This is a genomic window from Desulfitibacter alkalitolerans DSM 16504, from assembly GCF_000620305.1.
In the GTDB taxonomy this organism is placed as follows: Bacteria; Bacillota; DSM-16504; order Desulfitibacterales; family Desulfitibacteraceae; genus Desulfitibacter; species Desulfitibacter alkalitolerans.
This window is the reverse complement of sequence record NZ_JHVU01000033.1, coordinates 1-21,402: the sequence shown is the minus strand read 5'-3', so window position 1 is coordinate 21,402 and position 21,402 is coordinate 1. Positions and strand designations below refer to the sequence as shown.

Genomic DNA, 21,402 nt, shown 5'->3' with positions numbered 1-21,402 from the left:
TCAATTGAGATCAACTTTAACTAGATGATCAGCCAGCTTAGCTATCTCCTCCATGGATAGCTGCTCCATTCTCTTCTGGGGATCAATTTGACTTAATAAGCAGGCCTCTGTAATAAGCTCTTTAGTTAGATTAAGTTCCGAATTAAATAAACTATTTAATAAGGTTTTTCTTCTTTTTCCAAAGCCGGCCTTAACAACCTTAAATAAAAATTCTTCATTTTTTACCACCACCAGGGGCTCAGGCCTCCTAATCAGCTTAACAACAGCAGAGTCAACCTCAGGCCTGGGAACAAATACTGTAGGAGGAATTTTTGCAACATGGAAGACCTGTGTATAATATTGTACTCCTAAAGTAAGAGCACCATAATCCTTTGTTCCAGGCTTGGCAACCATCCTTGCAGCAACTTCTTTTTGGATCATAAAAACCAGCTTATCAATGTTAAAGCCACTTTCTAATAAGTGCATGATAATAGGCGTAGTTATATAATATGGAAGATTAGCAACAATATTATAAGGTTCTTCTATCCCCCTCTGTTTCATTATTCCATCAAAGTCCACCTTGAGGGCATCATCATTTATAATCTCCACATTAGGATATGCCCCAACTGTTTCCTTAAGGACTGGAATTAGCTTCTTATCTAACTCAACAGCTATTACCTTTTTTGCAACCTGGGCAAGACCTATGGTTAACGAGCCCATTCCAGGTCCAATTTCAAAGACATATCCTCCCGCTACACCAGCCTCTCGGATGATTTTTTGTATTATATTATTATCTATTAAGAAATTTTGCCCCATTTTTTTATTGGGTTTAATATCATATTTATTCATTAATAGTTTAAGCTTACTCAGGCTTATCAGGTCCATTTTATCCTCTTTTCCATGTAAATAATATATACAAAAATTTCACTGCAAGTATCATAAGTATAACCTAATTTAAGCCTTCCTACAAACATAGCATTATAAACTGTTAAGATATCTGCAGGACATGGATATTAAGCATTAATAATAAAAGAGCACTTGGCATTAAGAAACGCCAAATGCTCTGGTCCACTCTTAGTCTAGTATATAAACTTTAACAGTCTTTCGTCCCCACTTGCGTGCCTCCTCCAGTGTATCCATGAACACATCAATCCTATTGCCCTTGATGGAGCTCCCAATATCCTGGGCTACTGCAAGTCCATAGCCTTCAACGAATACTTCACGCCCTAAAGGTATTACGTTAGGATCAACTGCTACAGTTCCTCTTTTGGGCATTACCCCTGTAAAGGTAGGGTTTCCCGTATGAGTATATGCTGTAGCAACCATGGTCACTGCTGTTCTATAGCTTCGAGACACAGTACCAATGGTTACCCTGTCCCTCACACCCTTTGCAACCACCCTGTTTACAGGTTGGGATAGAATCTTTTCTTCAACCAAAACCCTTTGATCCTCTTGCCCATCTATTACGGTTACATGGTAGATGAGTACCCTTTCTCCATCTTTACCCTCTTTAACAACCTTAGTAACTCCCTTATCCAGATTAGAATCCTCTTTATACTCTGTTTCCTTTGGAATTACTTCCTTTAAAACCTCCGTCTGTTCAACTACCCGAGTTACCTTTATTCTCTGAGGTTGAACAATTTCTGTGTCCAGCTGGGGTGTGACCTTGTCAAGCTCCCCTAGTTCAATGCCTGCCTGCATCAATATGTTAGCTGCAGTATTTGCTGTTATATGCTGGATAATGGTCTTAGAGTCTACTTCAATAATTACTGGAAATGACCTTATAATTTCAATGGTCATTCCGGCAGTAATGGGAGCCTGCAGGCTTTCAGAAATATAATCATCCGGCTGTAATACAATGCCCTTATATGCTAAAACCTCTCCCACTGTCCTTTTACTGGTAATAGACTGTATTTCTTGTCCATCAACCTTAATAGTTACGCTTTTATATTCCATTGTAAATCCTAGTATTACTACTAAAGCTATTAATGCAAGGCTAAAAATAATTTTGCCCTTCAAACCGCCCATAGCTTCACCACCTTAAGATGACTATATTTTACACGTTAAATTGCATTTAAGCAATCCTAAAATTATTCTAAAATGTATATTTTTACCTGACGGCGGCCCCAGTTAACTGCTTTTTCATGGGTATCCATGAAGACATCTATTATATTGCCCTTTATTAGGCCCCCTGTATCGGCGGCAGTAGCATATCCATAACCTTCTACATACATTTTCGTCCCCAGTGGTATAACCCTGGGATCAACAGCCACAACTCCCTCATAGGGCCATATTCCTGTAAATGTGGTATTTCCTGTATGTGTATAGGCAGTTGATTCTACAATCATTTCTTTTACAATCCTTTGATTTTCTGTTAAAACAGAATTTCTTGAAGCAGACTGTATTCTTTCCTTTGTGCCAAACTCCATTATTTGGTCCCTTGGCTCCTGAATTATTTCCTCAGCTAAAACCTGTTTTTGCGCGGGTATATTATCTTCATAGGTTACATGAACAACCTCAAGCTTGGACCCCTTTACACCTGGTGTTAATATCCTTCTTTCCCCTCTAAAGAGTTCATGGTTTGGTCGCAGCACTGTATTAAAGTTTATTTCAACCTCTCGCTCAATTACTCCTGTGGTAACACGAATAACCTTAACATATTTCTCTTCTTCCACAAAAATGTTGCCATCAATTTTGTCTGTTTCTTCTAAGAATATTCCCTGCCGGCTTAAAAGATACCTCATATCTATAAGTGGCATGGAAATATTTTCATCCATTCCGTCGACATATACACGTATGTTTTCTGTATTAAAAATGTGAATTTCCATTCCTGCAACAATTTTTGCATCCATGCCTGGCACAACAAATAGCTCCTCTGTTTGTTCTAGTCCTAGTTCAATTAAAGCCTCTCCAACATTTTGCGAGGTAGTATATACTTTTTCTACAGATTGTCCTTGATATATAGTTATTTCCTTTGGCGCAAAGGCTGCCCCTAGAGCAATTATTAGTACCAGGCTCATAAATACTATATACGTAATGGTTTTTTCATTAATTCTTTCTTTGATGTATTTCATTGCTTTCACCTCTTAAAAACCCCTACCTCCTTGATTTGGCTTAAATAGGGTTAAATCAAATTGCTTCCCTATTATTGCCATGGTTTTCCATTTTTAGTCAGGCTGGGTTTTTAGGGTAATGGATATAACATCCTAACAATGGCGAAAACGCCAGAGCGTTTCTGGCGTTTTGAATATATAAGTCTTATGTAAAATATTGTAAAATGTATAAAATTAGACTCTAAAAAACCTTTTGGCATTTTCAGTTGTATGATAAGCTATTTCTTCTATAGACTTTTTCCTTATCTGGGCTATCTTTTCAGCTACATATTTAACATGGGCCGGCTCATTTCTTTTGCCCCGTACAGCTTGAGGACTCAGATATGGACAGTCAGTTTCTATAAATAACTTTTCTATTGGTACAACTTGAGCCACCTGGACAGGTTTGACTGCATTGGGATAGGTCACTGGTCCTGCCAGGGATATATGCCATCCCATTCTTACACATTCTAAAGCCATTTGCGGGCTTCCAGAAAAACAGTGCAGCACTACTCCTACTTCAGACGCCCTTTCCTTTTTCAATATCTCCATTATATGTTGATGGGCATCCCTATCGTGGATGATTAATGGTTTATTAAGTTTTTTTGCAAGAGAAATATGCTTCTTAAAAGCTTCTTGTTGAACCTCTCTTGGTGACAGGTTTCGGTAGTAATCTAAACCAGTTTCACCTATTGCTACTACTTTTTTGTTAGCAGCAAGGTGTTCAAGAATTTTTTCAGCTTCAGGGTTATACGTATCTGCATCGTGGGGATGAATGCCAACTGCTGCATACTGGTTAGGATATTTTTGTGCCAGCTCAACTGCCTTTTTGCTGGATTCTATATCCCAGCCCACATTAAGGATATATGAAACCTGGTTTGCCTCAGCCCTTAGGACTGTTTCATGCAAATCCTCAGCAAACTTTTCGTTGTTCAAGTGGGCATGGGAATCAAACAGTTCCATCATTTTATCTTTGACCCACTAGCCATATCTTTATCAGGAATTAATAGGGCCAGCCCATCATCATCAGAAGCAGCCAGAACCATACCCTGGGACATGATGCCCCTTAATTTGGCAGGCTTTAAATTTGCTACAAAGGCTACTTTTTTACCCACCAGCTTTTCAGGTTCATAGTATTTGGCTATGCCAGCTACAACAGTTCTCTCTTCATTACCCACCTTTAGTTTAAGCTTAAGAAGTTTATCCGCCTTTTCAACCTTTTGTGCTTCTAAAACCTCTGCCACACGTAGATCTACCTTCATAAAGTCCTCAATGGATATTTCAGGTTGTATTTCAATTTTCCTTTCTTCAACTGGTTGTGATGCTGTACTCTCTGCAGCTTGTGAAGCCTGCAGCATTTCCTCCTTATCCAGTCTTGGGAAGAGGGCCTCCCCCCTGTTTATTCTGGTGGCTGCAGGCATAAGTCCCCATTGACCTAAGCTATCCCAGGTTTGAATTTCTTTTTTATCAGATATGCCCAATTGATCCCAAACCTTATCAGGAGTTTTTGGCATAAAAGGTTTAATTAGAATTGTCACAAATCTAATTACTTCAATCAATGTATAAAGAACTGTACTTAGCCTTTCCCCTGTATCCTCACCCTTGGCAAGAGCCCATGGTGCTGTTTCATCAATATATTTGTTGGCCCTGTTAATAATCTTCCAGATTTCCTCTAATGCACCGTTAAACTGGATCTTGTCCAGGAATTTATCCACTTTGTCTGGGAGCTCTAGAGCCATTTTCTTTAGTTCCTCATCTATTGCCTCTAGCTTTCCTGGTATAGGAACACTGCCACCACAGAATTTATTAATCATTGCTGTGCTTCTGCTTAGCAAATTGCCAAAATCATTTGCCAAATCAGTATTGATTCTTTCAATTAAAACCTCTTCAGAATAATAGCCATCTGAGCCATAGGGCATTTCTCTCAATAAGAAATAACGAATAGCATCACTACCGTACTTATCTACCAGCACAAGGGGATCAACTACATTTCCCTTGGATTTGGACATTTTTCCGCCTCCTACAAGAAGCCATCCATGGCCAAAGACTTTTTTGGGCAGGGGTATATCTGCTGCCATAAGAATTATTGGCCAGATAATTGTATGAAATCTTACTATATCCTTTCCCACAAGGTGGATGGCACTTGGCCAGAACTTTTGGAACAACTCGTCATTTTCCTTCGAGTACCCCAGGGCTGATATATAATTGGTCAGGGCGTCAAACCAAACATAGATTACATGCCTTTCGTCAATTGGAACAGGAATGCCCCATTTAAATGTGGTTCTTGAAACACAAAGGTCTTCTAGACCCTGTTTGATGAAATTTACCATTTCGTTCTTTCGGGTAACTGGCTGTATAAACTCAGGGTTGTTTTCTATAAACTCCAGGAGCCTATGGGCATACTTGCCCATTTTGAAAAAGTAACTTTCTTCCTTTAAAAGCTCTACAGGTCTTGAACAATCTGGACAGACCTTTTCTTCTCCAAGCTGCCTCTGTGCCCAGAATGTCTCACAGGGAGTACAGTACCAGCCTTCATATTCCGATTTATATATGTCTCCCTTATCATAAATCTTCTTAAATATGTATTGCACAACCTCTTTATGCCTGTCTTCAGATGTTCTAATAAAGTCATCATATTGAATATCCAGCTGCTCCCACAGGTGTTGAAAGGTGGCAACTATTTTATCTACATATTCAATAGGAGTAAGGCCAGCGTCCTCAGCCTTCCTTTGAATTTTCTGCCCATGCTCGTCTGAGCCTGTGAGAAACCAAACCTCTTTGCCCTGGAGTCTGTTGTAGCGGGCTAGTGTATCTGCCATGGTAGTAGTAAGTGCATGGCCAATATGTAACCTGTCACTTGGATAGTAGATGGGAGTTGTTACATAGAACCTTTCTTTATTGCTCATTACTGATTCCTCCTAATTTCAAAATGCTAAAAAATGTTGCCGTGATAATACAAGAAAAGGCCCCACCTAAAGCAGGTGAAAGACCTACACATCAATACGATAACCATATTATAGGTAATATATGGTTCAATGTCAAGTTTACCCTAAAAATATGAAAAAAATGTAGAAAAAAGTCATATTATGTATTGACTTTTACTACCAACCTTGGTACCATTTAGCTAAGTTGTCGAAGTTTGCTGAAATTAGGAGGGGGAAAAATGTTAAAATCTACAGGTATTGTACGTAAGGTGGACGAGCTTGGGAGGGTTGTTATACCAATTGAGCTTAGAAGAACTCTAGGCATTGATGAAAAAGACGCTTTAGAAATTTATGTAGATAGCGAGAAAATTATCCTTAAAAAATATGAGCCAGCATGTGTATTCTGTGGAAATGCTGAGCACATCAATAACTTTAAAGGAAAGAATGTCTGCAAGGAATGTGCTGCAGCAATGGCCTCTCAAGCTTCCTAAATACTTCCTTACATAAAAGACCGTGCATAAACAGCGCGGCCTTTTTATTTTGTCACTCTATTTTGCTTTTCAAATTCCTGGTACAGTTCTCTCTTGGAGACATTGTATTTTCTTGCAATGACTTTAAGGGCTTCTTTTTTATGTAATCCATCCTCAATAAGGCCTTCAACCTTTCTTAAAAGGCCTGACATATCTAAAGCTTCCCCTGCTGATTGTTTTTCTGCTCCAGATATAATCAGGGTTATTTCTCCCTTTACCCCTTTTTCCCTGTAGTACTCAATCAGCTCTGCAGGCTTTCCTCTTGTAAACTCTTCAAATTTTTTGGTAAGTTCCCTGGCAACACAAGCCATTCGTTCCCCAAAAATTTCTTGTATGTCCTCTAAAGATTGAATAAGCCTATGGGGAGATTCGTAGAATATTAAGGTGTTTGGGGTATTTACATGCATTGTTAAAAACTTTTTTCTCAAGTTTCTTTTTGAGGGTAAAAATCCATGAAAAGAAAATTCACTGGCATTTAGGCCTGAAGCCACTAATGCAGTAGTCACTGCAGATGGTCCTGGAATTGGCACTACATGAATACCATTTTTAATTGCTTCCGAAACTAACTCCATACCCGGATCTGAAATTCCAGGCAGGCCTGCATCTGAAACCACGGCAATATTTAGCCCCTGCCTTAGTTTTTCTATAAGCAAAGGGGTTTTCTGCTTTATATTAAACTTATGATAGCTTGTAATACTTGTTTTAATTTCATAATGATTAAACAGTTTACGGGTTTGCCTAGTATCCTCAGCAGCTACTAAATCAACCTCTTTTAGAATTCGCACAGCTCTATAGGTTATATCCTCTAGATTACCTATTGGAGTAGCACACAGAAAAAGCTTTCCAGTTTCCATATACAAAAATCCTCTTCATTAATTATAAAATATGTAACCCCATGCTTTCCCTAAGCTCTATTAAGATAAGATGTCGGTAATTCTACTAAATTAACCTCTTCCTGATGTAGGCATTTAAGCAGTACAAGGTGGGGAGGCTTGTTTTTATGTGCAGATATAGGCTGAAGCTGATAAGGGTAAAGACAGTTTTCCTGACATAGGGTCAGTAGCTCAGATAACCTGTGGTACCTATAAACTACATAAAAGCTTCCCTTTGCTTTTAAAAGTAAACCTGCTGTCCTAATAATGTCTGCCAGGGTACAGTTTATTTCATGCCTTGCTATTGCTATATTTTTTCTAGGGCTAATTCTGCCTTCATTAACCTGAAAGTAGGGAGGATTGGTAATAACCTTGTCCCATCTGGTTCTCGGAAGCAATTTGCCGGCTTCCCGCAGGTCACCATGCACAATTCTAATGCTTTTTTCCAAATTATTATATTTAATACTCCTCTGCGCCATACTGGCTAGTTCTTGCTGTATTTCAATCCCAATTATATTCAAGCTTCTTTCTCTTTGAATCAGCAGCAGGGGTAAGATGCCTGAACCCGTCCCTATATCTAACAGGCTATCCCCTGGGTTTAGATCTACAAAATCAGCTAGCAAAACACTATCTTCAGAAAACCTATAGTAATTTCTACTCTGAATAATTTTTAATCCGCCACCAATATCCTCGAGACTTTCACCTTCAAGGAGCATCATTTTGAACCTTCTCTAAAGGTATCAGTTGAAAACTGCTTTTTAAAAAACCCCAGGCAAAAAAGGCAGTCCTTGCCTTCAGACCTAATGCCGCCAAATTGAGCCGGACAAATATGAAAGCCTTCTTTGTATAGCTTCTGTAAATTATTGTAGCCCCTGTCTTCTGTTTCATCATTGTATACACGTGCAAGGAGCAGCTCATTTTGCTGTTCAAGAGCATAAACATGCATCTTCAGGTCTCTAATCTCTTTTAACATGTCTTCAAGGCGTTGTTCCATTTCCATTAGGGCTTCTGTAAGCTTCATCCTAAACAGCTCCATTCTATTTGACTTGGATTTCTTCAATATCTCCAAATCCAAAATCTAGAATCTGGACATCATCAACCATCTCCACTCTGACTGTGGATTTTAGAATATTAACGTCAATGATTTTTCCAGTTCCCTGTGGGGTTTTAACCATTTTGCCAATTTTAGGGGCCTTCTTTCTTTCTTCTTCGTAGAAATCATTTTCATACTTCAAGCAGCACATGAGCCTTCCACATATTCCAGAAATTTTACTAGGGCTTAATGAAAGGTTTTGGTCCTTGGCCATTCTTATTGATACTGGTTCAAAATCCCCCAAAAAGGAATGACAGCATAAAACTCGCCCACAAGAGCCCAATCCACCCAGCATTTTTGCTTCATCCCTTACACCAATCTGTCTCAGTTCTATTCTAGTTCTGAAAATACTTGCAAGGTCTTTTACAAGATCCCTAAAATCTACTCTGCCCTCAGCTGTAAAGTAAAAAATGATTTTGCTAACATCAAAGGTATATTCCACATCAATTAACTTCATTGGCAGATTATGCTCATCTATCTTTTGCTGGCAGGTTTCGAAAGCCTCCCGTTCCTTTAGAATATTGTCCTCTGCCTGCCTGTCATCTTCTAACGTTGCTTTTCTAATAACATTTTTTAGAGGCAGAACCACCTCTTCATCAGAAACCTCTTTTATCCCTACCACCACTTCTCCATATTCAAGGCCTCTAGCTGTTTCTACAACTACCTTGTCTCCCACAACAAGGTCAAATCCATTGGGGGCAAAGTAATATATTTTACCAGCCCTCTTAAACCGTATGCCAATTACTTTATACATATAAATGCCTCCTCGCCGAGACTACTGACTTATTCTTTTCATAGTTAAGAACAGGCTTTCAAGCAGCAATCTTTTATTTGCGTTTCTATCTAAATCTTTTAAGCTTTTATATAGCTTTTCCAGTATTTTTACCAATTTCTCATGGTTTACTGCAATTTTTTCTAAGCTGCTGTTTGATAGTTGGGATATATTTATCAGCTTCTCCTCTTTTGTTGATTTTAAAACAACCAGGTCCCTGATTAAAACCATTAAACCGTTAATTCTTTGTTTTAAATGTTCTTTGTCTTCCTTTTCTAGTTTTTCTATAAGCGAAAGAGTCCTTGCAAAATCTTCACTAAACACATCCTCTAGGATTTTTATAGTCTCAGGGTAATCATGCTGATCTACTTCCTCACCAAAATATATTCTTTGGCAGCGGGAAATAATAGTATCAGGTATCTCTCTTTGGCTGGCAGCCAGTAAAATAAATATTGTCTGGGGCATGGGCTCCTCCAGAATTTTCAGCAAGCTATTTGCCCCTTGTAGTGTTAGCTTGTCAGCTTCCTCTAATATTATAACCTTGTATTTTCCTTCATATATTTTGTAGGCAAGATGCTTTTGCATTTCCCTGATCTGGTGTATCTTCATTGAGCTCCCATCTGGCCTTAATATATAAATATCTGGATGAGAACCTGTGGTTATTTTGTAGCAGCTGGTGCAAACACCGCATGCATTCCCATCAGCCTTTAAATCCAGGCAGTTTAATATCATTGCCAGTTGGGCAGCATTTTTTCTCAGGTCATTAGATCCTAGAAAAAGATAAGCATGGACCACCTGATCCTTTGCTGCCTTTTGTTTTAATAAGCTCATTGGGTTGCTATACAATCAAGTTAACCTCCTTAAGCTTTTCTTCAACCATTTTAACTATATGGGCAAAAATCATATCCTCACTGCCATCAGCTGAAACAGTTTTTATGCGTTTTTCATTAAAGGCTAATTTTTTAAATCCATGGTACACCTGTTCATGAAAGGATATTGCCTCCTGTTCCAGACGGTCCATGGACTTTTGCTTTTTGCGTATCCTTTCCAACCCCACTTCAACAGGCAGGTCCAGGAGTATTGTTAAGTCAGGCATATAATTTTCCACAACAAGCCTATTTATTTCAACAACTAACGGCAAATTAAGGCTCCTCCCATAACCCTGGTAAGCTATGCTTGAATCTACAAATCGGTCGCTAATAACAGTTTTCCCCTCCTTTAGTGCGGGGATGATAACCTCTTCAAGATGCTGGGCCCGACTAGCAGCATACAGCAGAACCTCTGTTTTAAAACCCAACTCACTATTGTCTGGATTTAATAAAATGTTTCTAATTTGCTCCCCAACAGATGTTCCCCCAGGCTCCCTGGTTAAAACAACATTATACCCCTTTCCTCGTAAATACTCAAATAACCTTTTGGCCTGGGTTGATTTTCCAGACCCATCTGGCCCTTCCATTGTGATAAAAATCCCTCGCATGGTATTCTCCTTATTCTTCAACTATTAATATAGTATTTAATTCTTGATCACTAAAGCCCTGCCAGTGTCCACCTGATGCCCTTATATGCTTGATATATTCAAGCGCATCCTCTGTAATTACCTCTCCCGGATAGATAACAGGTATCCCCGGAGGATATGGGCAAAAGGTTTCCCCAGATATCAAACCCTTTGACTCTTCTATTTTAACTTGCCTCTTGCCGGCAAACAATGCTTCCCGTGGTATTATTTTTTGGGGTGGTATAGGAGGCAGTTTTACTGGGGGCCTGCTATCAATATTTTCATCCTTAAGTCTTTTGCTTATATCCCTTATGGCATCCACAAATATTTTACCTGTTTCTATAGTGTCATTAATAGTGATCATGGCAACAACATAGTTGACCTGGGCCATCTCTACCTGGATTCCGTAGTCCTTTCTAAGTAATATGCCCAGGTCATGGCCCCTTAGCTTATTACAGATAACAACTATTTTAGTTGGATCTAATTCTCTAGGGGCTACTTCCTCAGGGAGCAGGCAGTGAAAGCCACTTATCTCATTTACTCGTTTTCTTATGTAATCCGCAGCTTCAAGGCAGTTGGCTATTAGTGCTGCACCATTTTTTTCAATATTGTATCTCATGAGTTCCAAGGATGCCAGCAGTACATAGGAAGGACTTGTAGACTGAACAAAGGAAAGGGCCTGTCTTAGCTTTGCCTTGTTCACCCGTCCGCTTGCATGTAAAAGACCTGTTTGTGTAAGTGATCCAAGGGTTTTATGGGTTCCATGTACTACATAATCTCCCCCCAAGTCAACTGAACTCCTTGGAAAAAAATAACTAAATTTTAAGTGTCCCCCGTGGGCCTCATCTACAATTTGAGTACAGTCCATATCTGTCATTAATAATGGCTGGACAACACCCTCAAAGGTGGGTCTTACATTAAATACAACCTCTATCTTTTGCAGCTTCTCTTTATTTATGGAGGCCAGATTTACTCCAAGTGGTATACCATATTCTTCATGAAATTCCACAGGAACATAGACAGGCCTGGCTCCTGTAAAAAATAGTGAGGATAAAACAGATTTATGACTGTTTCGCGGAATGAGCACCTCTTTTCCTGGGGTACAGACCGTTAAAAAGGATGCCTGAATTCCAGCTGTGGCTCCATTTATTAAAAAATAAGAAGAACTGGCTCCAAATGTAGCAGCAATGAGTCTTTCAGATTCTGCTATTGCTCCCCTGGGATTATGCAGGTCATCAAGGCCTGGAATTTCAGTAACATCCATGCCATATATGTTAGATGCTGCAAGATTATCATCAGGCAGTATGGGCTTTCCCTTATGCCCTGGCATATGCAGACGAAGGTTATCTTCCAGCAGGTATTTTTTTAAGCAGTCTATAATAGGTGTGTTATGGATATCAGGCACAACATGCTCCTTGCTAAAAAATTCAATACTTTGTCCAATTTTAGCATAAATAAAAAAAATAAGCTAGAATACAATGTGCTGTACCCTAGCAGTTATACCATACTGTTTTTATCTCTTCTTTAAAATCTGCATAATATTGATCATCCAAGGGTGTTCGGATTATTCGTGTTTCGCAAGTGGAACAAATTAGTTTGGATCTGATTAATAGCCCACCATGGTTACCATTAAAAGGTGTAGTTTTACAGATAATACAGATTGGAGCTGCGTTGTCTTTACACTGGTTAGTCATAGCTATCACCTACCAATAAAGATAGTTCATTGTATGCTCCCCTTTTGCAAAGTTGCAAGAGAAACGCTGGAAAAAAAGGATAAGCATGCCCTATTCCTTAGTATTGCCAGGTTTTCGCTAAATTTTACCTTTTAATGGTTTAAATTATTTTTTTATTTACCTTTGATTAAGATGTTTTAAAAAAGTTTCTTAATAAGTTCTAGGGTCTCCCCCTTTTCAGGAAAACGCCCTGTTTCCTTTTTGGAGTAGATGGTTTTACCATCTACTATTACATCAAAAACTCCCCCAGCACCTGGAATTTCTTCAATCTCCACTTCAGGATATTCTCTTTGAATTTCTTCTGCTACACGAGCAGCCTGGGGCTGATACCCTCAGTTAGCACAAAAAATAATATCAATATACTTCATAGTTATTTCCGTTCCTTTCTCTTTGCTCAGGGCGCAAAACTTTTGTTGTAGCAATTTAATTATACAATGGGCCTATGACATTTTTCTACCTTTTTTTCGTATGCTGGATTCCATTTACATCAATATAGTAATCATTTTTATAAATAAGCTCTGAAATAGGTACTACCTTTAATCCTCTTTCCTTAAAATTTTTCAGGATTTCCACCAGGGCATCTGGGGTATTGGCACCATCGTTATGAAACAGGATAATATCTCCCGCGTCTGCCCTGGTTACTCTTTTGACCATATCAGCTGTAGATATGCTTTTCCAGTCAAGAGAATCAATACTCCACTGAATTGGGTAGATATTAAGCTCACTGCATATTTGTATCAGCTTATTATTATAAGCCCCAAAGGGTGGTCTAAAAAGATCAGCTTCAAAGCCTGTAATATCCCTTATCATTTTTTGATTGTCAAGGAGTTCTTTTTTTATCTGCTCTTCATTTAGCTTTGTAAAATCGGGATGACTTACTGAGTGCATTCCAATTTCATGACCCCTGGCTATAATTTCCTTTGCCTTATCTGGGTAATCCTCAAGCCAGATATTCACCAGGAAAAATGTGGTTTTTACCTCATATTTATCTAAAATGTCCAGTATTCTGTCTGTCCTGGTGGCACCCCAACTAGCATCAAAGCTTATTGCCAGCTTCTTCTCTTCTGTCGCCACCTTGTATACAGGCAGCAGCCTGTTTCCTTTACTAGTAGTGACTGCATCCCAGGGTTTTAAAAATAAAATTATTGCAATCATTAATAAACATATTCCTACAATACAGGCAATAAGCTTTTCTCTTCTGCCAATGTAATAAACTCTCACCGAAAATCCCTCCTGTTTTTATCCGTTGACCTCCACTATAAATATATTGATGTCTTTAAGAAAAATAACTACTAAATCCCTTTCAAAATATAAAACCATTCAGGCTTTGACCCTTAAGTTTTAGCCGACCACTATCTACCTTATGATCTTTATACTTTAGGCCAAATTAAAGCCCTGCTTAATCAACAGGGCTTGTTAATGTTCTTTTTCAAATCTTTCTATTGCCCAACAAGTTGTCAACCCAAAAATTATTGTTGGGAAGAATAGAAAAAAAGCATTTGGGTCATCAAAAAGAGCCTTGTTAAACCCTTCAAATACCAAAACACCATTATTAACCACGTGAATAAAGCCACCAAAAAGAATGCCTTTTAGCTTGGCATACTTCATATCAGTATATCTCAAAGCTAGATAAAAAAGTACTCCTAAAAAAGCCGCGTAAATTAAATCTGTAAGTAGGCCATTTATAAATGCAAAAAAACACTCCAGGTTTTCATCGGAATAGTAGCCACTGGCAATATGTATATATGTTTTATCTATTAATCCAGTATAATATAAAGGTAAGGAAACGATTAGTTTAACCACGTTTCCTATTATTCCTGCTAGTGAACCAAAAATTATTACGTCTTTTCTCATACCAAGCTCCTCACAAACTTGTCATAAAACTAAAATTTGGCAATATACAGTTTCTTGGAAAGATAAATTAAAAAAGACAATATAGTTATTTATGATTCTGCCCTTTATTTGTAATATATATATCTGGGAATAGGTGGATAAGATTTGATGCCCTAAAGGCAATAAAAAACCTTACTCCACACTTTTAAGAGTAAGGTTCATTTCTTAAATTCTACTATTACAATGGTTTAACTGGCATTAATATTAATAATCATCCATACACCTGTATCGCCTTTAGATGCTGGCTGAACCAGTTCAATTATATATTCCTGTTCTTCATGTACAGCCTTTACATAGGCCCTGGGGTTGGCCCCGCTGGAAGTCTCTATCAGCTCAAAAACTGAATCTTCATTAAAGCCCAACATTCTACCTTCTCTAGCAGCAACCTGAACAGCATCAAATCTCCAGGTTTCTAAACCCTGGTCAGCCCTTTCCTGCAGCCACCTGGCCCTTTCTTCATCAAGGAATATTGGATAGGTAACTATCTGGGGTCTTTCTCCTGGCTCAGATAGCAAGTAATGTCCCCCAAAGCTCACATCACTTCTTCCCTCTACCAGGACCTGCACCTTTTCTATGTCTGGTAAATCTGTCAGGGTTAAAAATAGTGACCTAATAGCTGCACCCTCACCTGCACTTCCCGGAATATTAATTCCACTTTGAAAGTTAACATATACTGTATCTCCTTTTACTTCCACACTTAAAACCCTGGCATCTTCAGGAAATGTCCGGTAGAGATGGGGTTGTTCAGGACCCTTTAGAAATTCCTTTACTACCCTTTCAGCAAGATTGGCGTTGTCATTGTCAATTTCTCTAAACTCAGGAATTACATGCTGCGCCTGCCAGTCAGAAAAATACAGGGCAACCTCCAGCTTCTCAGATGCTACACTTGGTTCAACAATAGGTGTATCAGGGGAAGCCTCAGCGGGAGGTGATTGCCCAACTAATACCCCCCTTCCACATGCACTTAAAAACAAGGCCATTACTACAAACAATACCAATATTAATGCTTTTTTCATGGTATGGTATCACTCCTTTCATTTTCATGATACCCTTATTTTATTACAACTCTTTTAAGGATCTGTTACATTATAATTTAAAATTATTACAAAAGTATTAAACATTTGTGATTGTGATTTTATCTTTTTATATAAAGTGTAAATTTTGTTCCTTTATTTAACTGGCTTTCTACAAAAATGTCTATATTCAATTTTAAGCATAACTCTTTTACCAGTGATAACCCAAGACCAAAACCTCCCTGCCCACCGGTTCGGGCAGTATCAACCCGATAAAATCTATCAAAAATCTTTTGCAAATCTTCATCTGCAATTCCTATTCCTGTATCCTCAACTGTTAGAACAGCTTTATTATTATCTTCTTTCAGTTTTATTTTTATATTTCCCCCTGGGGGAGTATATTTTATGGAATTTTCCACCAGATTATAGGCTATCCTATAAAGCGAATTGTAATCACTATGAGCTTTCACATTTTCCACATCTAATATTATTTGAATTTCTTTTTCTTGGGCCATTGTATTAAGCCTGTAATATACCTTTCTAATCAAAGCGTCTACCTGCACTAATTCCAAACTTACGGGGTCTTCTTTTTGCGATTCGATTTTTGTTAATTCTAACAGATTATTAACAAGGCTTGAAAGTCTGTCAATCTCTAGTTCCATGTCATATAAGAATTCCATAACTTTATCCCTATTAAAATCATTTAAATTCTGTAAGGATTGTACCAAAACCTTAATGGTGCTCAATGGCGTTCTTATTTCATGTGAAGCATCTGCAATAAATCTTCTCTTAACGGCATCTTGATTTTCCAATTCATCTCCCATTTTATTAAAAGTCTCTGCTAATTGGCCAAATTCATCCTTTGATTTATAGCTTACCCTGTATGAAAGATTGCCCTCAGTAAACTTTCTGGCCGCCCTTGTTAGCTGATTTAGAGGCTTGGTAAGATAACTGGCAAACAATAGGCTGAAAATAATAGTTACCATGCTGCCTAAACCAGTACTAATAAAAATTCTAGCTAACATCTCATGTTTTAAATTTGTAAATTCCCCCAATGATTTGGAGAGGAATACCGCACCTATTACCTCTTTGTCCTTAAAGATAGGTACTGCCCCATACATAACCTCACCATGGCCTGGTATAGTATAAATGCGTGCAGAACTAGTACCTTGCAGTGCGGTTACAGCCTCACCGTGCTTAATTATTTCCCTGGTAAGGTCATTAGCCTGTCCACTTTGGGAATCTACGAGCACACGGTTTTCAAGGTTAATAATTAAAATACGCAGGTTAAACTGCCTACTTAACTCTCTTACTTCTTCCACCATAGAAGAGGGTCTCGCAAAATTATTTCTAACGGCATTGGCAGCAATGCTTCCCTGGGTAAAAACATTAACCTTATACTGACTCTCATATTCAGCTGTAAAATAATTAAATAACAGCAGCCCTGAAGCTAATGCAAGAAAACATATTAATAAAAGATAACTTAATACTAATTTCAATCTAAGGCTTATCCTCATGAAGCTCACCCACGCTGTCCATTGAAATAATATCCCGTTCCCCACTTGGTACATATTATTTGGGGCTCTTCTGGTTCAGGTTCTAATTTAGCCCTTAGCCTTCTAATATGAACATCTACAGTTCTAGGACTTCCAAAGTAATCATAGCCCCATACCTTATCTAATAGTTCATCCCTGCTAAAAACCTTTTCTGGGTAATGGGATAGGAGGGTTAGTATTTCGAACTCTTTTGTACTTAAAATAACCTCTTCACTGCCCAAAAATACCTTTCTAGTATCCCACTGCACCGTTAATTCACCTATGGGAGTTAAGTATACTTCTGCCTTGCGCTTTGAAACCTTATCAGTATCATCCCAGGACACTCTTCTTAATAAGGCCTTGATACGTGCTAAAAGCTCTCGAAAATTAAAAGGTTTGTTTAAATAATCATCAGCTCCAACTTCCAATCCCAGGATTTTATCTATTTCATCTTCCTTGGCTGTCAGCATTATAACTGGAACAACTGAAAACTCTCTTATTTTACGACAAACTTCAATTCCATCCATACCTGGAAGCATTAAGTCAAGAACCACTAGACTGTAAACACCAGCCTTGATTTTATCCAATCCATCTAAACCGTTGCCGGCACTATCTACATTAAACCCTTGATTTTCTAGTTGAAGCTTTAACCCCTTCACAAAGGATATCTCATCATCAATTATTAAGATTTTTTCTGCCTTCCCTGTGGACACCTATTTCACACCCCATAAATGCTTTTTTCTATTTTATCATATAAAAAGGTTTTGTGAAATTTCACTTCATAGGAGCGCCTGTTTTATGGGAGTGATTTAAGCCTGTTCTTGTTTTGCCCTTTCTTCCTTATATTTTCTTAAAAGTGCATTTAGCCGACTTTTACTAAATTCCACTTCTTTAGCTGCAGCATCAATAAAGTACTCCTCAGCATAGTTTAGATTTTGCTGGGCATAATTTAAAGCCAATTTGGCCTCATCAATTTCAGTCAACAACCTGGACAAATCATCCTGCTCATGTATTTTTACTCTCTTTTGCCCAAGAATTTTTTTTATAACCTTCACCACTATCAACCCCTAAAAATAATTATTTTATTTCTGGGTGCAATTAAATATACATATGAGTTCATCTTTTAATGTCTAATTGGTTTGCAAGTAATCCTTCAGTCCATAATAAAAAGTAGAATTATAATATTCTATGTGCAAGCATTCCAAAATTATACTATTATTGCTGATTTAGATTTTTCCCCAGAAGGGTGGATAATAATAATCACTCTTACTATTGACTTGGACACTATCTAATGTTACTTTATTAAAGAAAAATAGCTTTATAAAAATATACAAGGGAGGATACAGCATTTATGTACAAAGTGGCTATAGTTGGCTATGGAAATATTGGCAAGTATGCCTATGAGGCAGTTAAAGCCGCTCCAGACATGGAGTTGGCAGGAGTTGTAAGAAGACCTGATTCTTTGGGGAAACCTGTGCCTATAGAGTTAAAGGAGGTCCCTATAGTTAGCCATATTAGAGAATTAAAGGAGGTGGATGTGGCCCTTTTATGTACACCAACTCGCTCTGTAGAGGAATATGGCAGGGATATTCTTGAACTTGGCATTAATACTGTTGATAGTTTTGATATCCACGAAAAAATTGTTGCCCTTCGAAATTCATTTCAGAAAAGTGGTGAAAAAGGTAACTCAGTTGCAGTAATAGCCGCCGGTTGGGATCCTGGAAGCGATTCAATGATCAGGTCCATGTTTGAATTCATGGCTCCCAAGGGTATTACATACACAAACTTTGGGCCTGGTATGAGCATGGGCCACTCAGTAGCCGTTAAAGCCATTTCAGGTGTAAAGGATGCTCTATCAATGACCATACCAACGGGTACAGGTGTTCATAGAAGACTGGTGTATGTTGAACTAGAAGCTAATGTGAATTCCAAGGTTGTGGAAGATACCATTTTAAACGATCCATACTTTATAAATGATGAAACAAAGGTATTTTTTGTTGATGATGTTAAAGCACTAATAGATATGGGACATGGTGTGCTAATGGAACGTAAGGGGGTTTCTGGTGACACTCATAATCAGTTACTTACATTTGAAATGAGGATTAATAATCCCGCCCTAACTGCTCAGATCATGGTAGCTTCTGCCAGGGCCAGCTTCAAGCAAAAGCCTGGTGCCTATACAATGATAGAAATTCCTATAATTGACTATTTATACGGAGATAGAGATGATTTAATTAGTAGGCTCGTTTAGTTTATTTTCTTTTGGAAGTAAAATAAATAAGGTCTGCCCATAGTTTTAGGAGACAGGCCTTATTTATTGTTGTTAAAAAGTATCCACGAATCAAAAAAACTAGCTGTATTAGCTAGTTAAGTTCAAATGATGGCTCCCCGGGCTGGGCTCGAACCAGCAACCACTCGGTTAACAGCCGAGTGCTCTACCATTGAGCTACCGAGGATTATTGAGGATTTGTATAAAGCTTAAACCATATTTGATTTAAGCTTTAGTGTTAAAAATTTAGTTCGGCGACGACCTACTCTCCCAGGAGAACCTAGTACCATCGGCGCTGGAGGACTTTACTTCCGTGTTCGGTATGGGAACGGGTGTTACCCCTCCGCCATCGTCACCGAAAATCTTTTTGAGTTTTTCTACTCTCTCAAAACTACACAGCTTTTTTCTACCTGCAAGAACGGATGTCTGATGTCAGTCGTCAGATGTCAGTACTCGTTGCAATTGGCATAGCCAATTGTGCTTCTAATCCGACTTCTGATTTCCGACCTCTGACCTCTGTTTGTTTAGATCAAGCCCTCGACTTATTAGTACCGGTCAGCTAAAGACATTACTGCCCTTACACCTCCGGCCTATCTACCTGATGTTCTCTCAGGTGTCTTACCTGGTTTGCCAGTGGGAAATCTTATCTTGAGGGGGGCTTCGTGCTTAGATGCTTTCAGCACTTATCCCTGCCAAACTTAGCTACCCAGCTGTGCCGTTGGCACGACAACTGGTGCACCAGAGGTTTGTTCACCCCGGTCCTCTCGTACTAGGGGCAATTCCTCTCAAATCTCCTGCGCCTGCGGCGGATAGGGACCGAACTGTCTCACGACGTTCTGAACCCAGCTCACGTACCGCTTTAATGGGCGAACAGCCCAACCCTTGGGACCTACTTCAGCCCCAGGATGCGATGAGCCGACATCGAGGTGCCAAACCTCCCCGTCGATATGGACTCTTGGGGGAGATAAGCCTGTTATCCCCGGGGTAGCTTTTATCCGTTGAGCGACGGCCCTTCCACTCGGTACCGCCGGATCACTAAGCCCTACTTTCGTATCTGCTCGACTTGTCTGTCTCGCAGTTAAGCTCGTTTCTGCCTTTACACTCTACGCACGATTTCCATCCGTGCTGAACGAACCTTTGGGCGCCTCCGTTACTTTTTGGGAGGCGACCGCCCCAGTCAAACTGCCCACCTGACACTGTCCCATATCCAGTTTCATGGATACTGGTTAGAACCCTAGCATGTTAAGAGTGGTATCCCACCATTGACTCCTCCAAGGCTGGCGCCCTAGTATCTCAGTCTCCCACCTATCCTGTACATAACATGCCAAAGCCCAATATCAGGCTGCAGTAAAGCTCCACGGGGTCTTTCTGTCCTGCCGCAGGTAACCCGCATCTTCACGGGTACTACAATTTCGCCGAGCCCCCTGTTGAGACAGTGCCCAAATCGTTACGCCTTTCGTGCGGGTCGGAACTTACCCGACAAGGAATTTCGCTACCTTAGGACCGTTATAGTTACGGCCGCCGTTTACTGGGGCTTCAGTTCAAGGCTTGCACCTCTCCCCTTAACCTTCCAGCACCGGGCAGGCGTCAGCGCCTATACTTCGGATTTCTCCTTAGCAGGTACCTGTGTTTTTGCTAAACAGTCGCTTGGGCCAATTCTCTGCGGCCTCTTCGAGCCAGTATTTGCTTAAATACCTACCCTACATGAGGCTCCCCTTATCCCTAAGTTACGGGGTCATTTTGCCGAGTTCCTTAACAAGGGTTCTCTCGCTCACCTTAGGATTCTCTCCCTGCCTACCTGTGTCGGTTTGCGGTACGGGCACCTCATAACCTCGTTAGTGGCTTTTCTTGACAGTGTGGGCTCAGTTAGTTCGCTACTTATTTTCGCTCCCCGTTACCTCTTGGAGTTAGCATAGAGGCGGTTTTGCCTGCCTCTACCTCCTACTGGCTTGGACGCACTCGACCAACGGTGCGCTTAACCTACCCTCCTGTGTCACCACTTCCTTCAAACGGTTATATGGTGGTATCGGAATTTCAACCGATTGTCCATCGCCTACGCTTTACGCCTCGGCTTAGGTCCCGACTTACCCTGGGCGGACGAGCCTTCCCCAGGAAACCTTAGGCTTCCGGTGAAGAGGTTTCTCACCTCTTTCTCGCATACTCATACCGGCATTCTCTCTTCTTAGCTCTCCACATGTCCTT

Annotated in this window: 21 protein-coding genes, 1 tRNA gene, 2 rRNA genes and 1 pseudogene; 2 read left to right on the top strand and 23 right to left on the bottom strand. The window is 39.5% G+C overall.

All coding sequences use genetic code 11. From position 1 onward, the window contains the following. The 5 genes from rsmA to metG form a co-directional block, all read right to left on the bottom strand. Positions 1–864: a 16S rRNA (adenine(1518)-N(6)/adenine(1519)-N(6))-dimethyltransferase RsmA gene (gene rsmA, locus K364_RS0105380; RefSeq protein ID WP_028307162.1), complete on the bottom strand. Its 864-nt coding sequence runs from the start codon at positions 862–864 to the stop codon at positions 1–3. A 189-nt stretch (positions 865–1,053) separates the two neighbouring features. Then, positions 1,054–2,007: a resuscitation-promoting factor gene (locus tag K364_RS27540; protein ID WP_028307161.1), complete on the bottom strand. Its 954-nt coding sequence runs from the start codon at positions 2,005–2,007 to the stop codon at positions 1,054–1,056. Positions 2,008–2,069: 62 nt separating this feature from the next. Further along, complete coding sequence (locus tag K364_RS25445; RefSeq protein WP_051533823.1) at positions 2,070–3,053, bottom strand: 3D domain-containing protein; 984 nt, start codon at positions 3,051–3,053, stop codon at positions 2,070–2,072. A gap of 213 nt (positions 3,054–3,266) precedes the next feature. Continuing rightward, the gene (locus tag K364_RS0105365) at positions 3,267–4,034 is read right to left on the bottom strand and encodes a TatD family hydrolase (RefSeq protein ID WP_028307160.1); all 768 of its coding nucleotides are present in this window, start codon (positions 4,032–4,034) and stop codon (positions 3,267–3,269) included. Beyond that, positions 4,034–5,977 (bottom strand): methionine--tRNA ligase, encoded by a 1,944-nt coding sequence (gene metG, locus K364_RS0105360; protein WP_028307159.1) that lies wholly within the window; start codon positions 5,975–5,977, stop codon positions 4,034–4,036. The genes K364_RS0105365 and metG overlap by 1 nt, the downstream gene beginning before the upstream one ends. A 257-nt stretch (positions 5,978–6,234) precedes the next feature. Here metG and K364_RS0105355 point away from each other — a divergent pair, with 257 nt between their 5' ends. After that, positions 6,235–6,486 (top strand): AbrB/MazE/SpoVT family DNA-binding domain-containing protein, encoded by a 252-nt coding sequence (locus K364_RS0105355; RefSeq protein WP_028307158.1) that lies wholly within the window; start codon positions 6,235–6,237, stop codon positions 6,484–6,486. Between the two features lie 44 nt (positions 6,487–6,530). Here K364_RS0105355 and rsmI read toward each other — a convergent pair whose 3' ends face one another. The 15 genes and pseudogenes from rsmI to K364_RS0105285 all read right to left on the bottom strand — a co-directional run bounded on the left by rsmI (position 6,531) and on the right by K364_RS0105285 (position 17,986). Next, positions 6,531–7,379, bottom strand: a complete 849-nt coding sequence (gene rsmI / locus K364_RS0105350; RefSeq protein WP_028307157.1) for a 16S rRNA (cytidine(1402)-2'-O)-methyltransferase — start codon at positions 7,377–7,379, stop codon at positions 6,531–6,533. A gap of 50 nt (positions 7,380–7,429) precedes the next feature. Further along, positions 7,430–8,116 (bottom strand): tRNA1(Val) (adenine(37)-N6)-methyltransferase, encoded by a 687-nt coding sequence (locus K364_RS22940; protein WP_035268163.1) that lies wholly within the window; start codon positions 8,114–8,116, stop codon positions 7,430–7,432. Further along, positions 8,113–8,418, bottom strand: a complete 306-nt coding sequence (locus tag K364_RS22935; RefSeq protein WP_051533822.1) for an initiation control protein YabA — start codon at positions 8,416–8,418, stop codon at positions 8,113–8,115. Before K364_RS22935 ends, K364_RS22940 begins: the two co-directional genes overlap by 4 nt. A gap of 16 nt (positions 8,419–8,434) precedes the next feature. Then, positions 8,435–9,244, bottom strand: a complete 810-nt coding sequence (locus K364_RS0105335) for a PSP1 domain-containing protein (protein WP_028307156.1) — start codon at positions 9,242–9,244, stop codon at positions 8,435–8,437. A 21-nt stretch (positions 9,245–9,265) separates the two neighbouring features. Next, the gene (locus K364_RS25440; RefSeq protein WP_051533821.1) at positions 9,266–10,108 is read right to left on the bottom strand and encodes a DNA polymerase III subunit; all 843 of its coding nucleotides are present in this window, start codon (positions 10,106–10,108) and stop codon (positions 9,266–9,268) included. Beyond that, positions 10,101–10,739 carry a dTMP kinase gene (tmk, locus tag K364_RS0105325; protein ID WP_028307155.1) on the bottom strand — a complete coding sequence of 213 codons (639 nt, stop codon included), beginning with the start codon at positions 10,737–10,739 and terminating at the stop codon, positions 10,101–10,103. The genes K364_RS25440 and tmk overlap by 8 nt, the downstream gene beginning before the upstream one ends. A 10-nt stretch (positions 10,740–10,749) precedes the next feature. Next, entirely contained in the window at positions 10,750–12,162 is a 1,413-nt protein-coding gene (locus K364_RS0105320) for an aminotransferase class I/II-fold pyridoxal phosphate-dependent enzyme (RefSeq protein ID WP_028307154.1), read from the bottom strand. Between the two features lie 85 nt (positions 12,163–12,247). Then, positions 12,248–12,451 (bottom strand): sigma factor G inhibitor Gin, encoded by a 204-nt coding sequence (locus tag K364_RS27845; protein WP_084295525.1) that lies wholly within the window; start codon positions 12,449–12,451, stop codon positions 12,248–12,250. A gap of 176 nt (positions 12,452–12,627) precedes the next feature. Continuing rightward, positions 12,628–12,810: pseudogene (locus K364_RS26105) on the bottom strand (SelT/SelW/SelH family protein); the annotation flags it as partial. Positions 12,811–12,943: 133 nt separating this feature from the next. Further along, entirely contained in the window at positions 12,944–13,711 is a 768-nt protein-coding gene (locus tag K364_RS0105310; protein WP_028307153.1) for a polysaccharide deacetylase family protein, read from the bottom strand. 195 nt (positions 13,712–13,906) lie between these two features. Continuing rightward, complete coding sequence (locus K364_RS0105305; RefSeq protein WP_028307152.1) at positions 13,907–14,344, bottom strand: hypothetical protein; 438 nt, start codon at positions 14,342–14,344, stop codon at positions 13,907–13,909. A gap of 227 nt (positions 14,345–14,571) precedes the next feature. After that, complete coding sequence (locus K364_RS25435) at positions 14,572–15,399, bottom strand: GerMN domain-containing protein (protein ID WP_051533820.1); 828 nt, start codon at positions 15,397–15,399, stop codon at positions 14,572–14,574. A gap of 119 nt (positions 15,400–15,518) precedes the next feature. Beyond that, complete coding sequence (locus tag K364_RS0105295) at positions 15,519–16,895, bottom strand: sensor histidine kinase (RefSeq protein WP_169734741.1); 1,377 nt, start codon at positions 16,893–16,895, stop codon at positions 15,519–15,521. Positions 16,896–16,918: 23 nt separating this feature from the next. Further along, positions 16,919–17,644 carry a response regulator transcription factor gene (locus K364_RS0105290; protein WP_028307150.1) on the bottom strand — a complete coding sequence of 242 codons (726 nt, stop codon included), beginning with the start codon at positions 17,642–17,644 and terminating at the stop codon, positions 16,919–16,921. A 96-nt stretch (positions 17,645–17,740) separates the two neighbouring features. After that, entirely contained in the window at positions 17,741–17,986 is a 246-nt protein-coding gene (locus K364_RS0105285) for a hypothetical protein (RefSeq protein WP_028307149.1), read from the bottom strand. A gap of 296 nt (positions 17,987–18,282) precedes the next feature. Here K364_RS0105285 and K364_RS0105280 point away from each other — a divergent pair, with 296 nt between their 5' ends. Next, entirely contained in the window at positions 18,283–19,182 is a 900-nt protein-coding gene (locus K364_RS0105280; protein ID WP_028307148.1) for a diaminopimelate dehydrogenase, read from the top strand. A 130-nt stretch (positions 19,183–19,312) separates the two neighbouring features. On the opposite strand, the gene K364_RS0105275 is transcribed toward K364_RS0105280, so the two are convergent. From K364_RS0105275 to K364_RS0105265, 3 genes are all read right to left on the bottom strand, one after another. Next, positions 19,313–19,387: transfer RNA gene (locus tag K364_RS0105275), tRNA-Asn, on the bottom strand. A 62-nt stretch (positions 19,388–19,449) separates the two neighbouring features. After that, positions 19,450–19,560 (bottom strand): 5S ribosomal RNA (gene rrf / locus K364_RS0105270). Positions 19,561–19,725: 165 nt separating this feature from the next. Further along, a 23S ribosomal RNA gene (locus K364_RS0105265) occupies positions 19,726–21,402 on the bottom strand; the annotation flags it as partial.

Bases quoted from the DNA above. Each gene is read 5' to 3' on its own strand.
- K364_RS0105365 (WP_028307160.1), bottom strand. From the start codon at position 4,034: ATGGAACTGTTTGATTCCCATGCCCACTTGAACAACGAAAAGTTTGCT.
- K364_RS25435 (WP_051533820.1), bottom strand. From the start codon at position 15,399: ATGAAAAAAGCATTAATATTGGTATTGTTTGTAGTAATGGCCTTGTTT.
- rsmA (WP_028307162.1), bottom strand. From the start codon at position 864: ATGGACCTGATAAGCCTGAGTAAGCTTAAACTATTAATGAATAAATAT.
- K364_RS0105280 (WP_028307148.1), top strand. From the start codon at position 18,283: ATGTACAAAGTGGCTATAGTTGGCTATGGAAATATTGGCAAGTATGCC.
- K364_RS27845 (WP_084295525.1), bottom strand. From the start codon at position 12,451: ATGACTAACCAGTGTAAAGACAACGCAGCTCCAATCTGTATTATCTGT.
- K364_RS25445 (WP_051533823.1), bottom strand. From the start codon at position 3,053: ATGAAATACATCAAAGAAAGAATTAATGAAAAAACCATTACGTATATA.
- tmk (WP_028307155.1), bottom strand. From the start codon at position 10,739: ATGCGAGGGATTTTTATCACAATGGAAGGGCCAGATGGGTCTGGAAAA.
- K364_RS22940 (WP_035268163.1), bottom strand. From the start codon at position 8,116: ATGATGCTCCTTGAAGGTGAAAGTCTCGAGGATATTGGTGGCGGATTA.
- metG (WP_028307159.1), bottom strand. From the start codon at position 5,977: ATGAGCAATAAAGAAAGGTTCTATGTAACAACTCCCATCTACTATCCA.
- K364_RS27540 (WP_028307161.1), bottom strand. From the start codon at position 2,007: ATGGGCGGTTTGAAGGGCAAAATTATTTTTAGCCTTGCATTAATAGCT.
- K364_RS22935 (WP_051533822.1), bottom strand. From the start codon at position 8,418: ATGAAGCTTACAGAAGCCCTAATGGAAATGGAACAACGCCTTGAAGAC.
- K364_RS0105355 (WP_028307158.1), top strand. From the start codon at position 6,235: ATGTTAAAATCTACAGGTATTGTACGTAAGGTGGACGAGCTTGGGAGG.
- K364_RS0105335 (WP_028307156.1), bottom strand. From the start codon at position 9,244: ATGTATAAAGTAATTGGCATACGGTTTAAGAGGGCTGGTAAAATATAT.
- K364_RS0105305 (WP_028307152.1), bottom strand. From the start codon at position 14,344: ATGAGAAAAGACGTAATAATTTTTGGTTCACTAGCAGGAATAATAGGA.
- rsmI (WP_028307157.1), bottom strand. From the start codon at position 7,379: ATGGAAACTGGAAAGCTTTTTCTGTGTGCTACTCCAATAGGTAATCTA.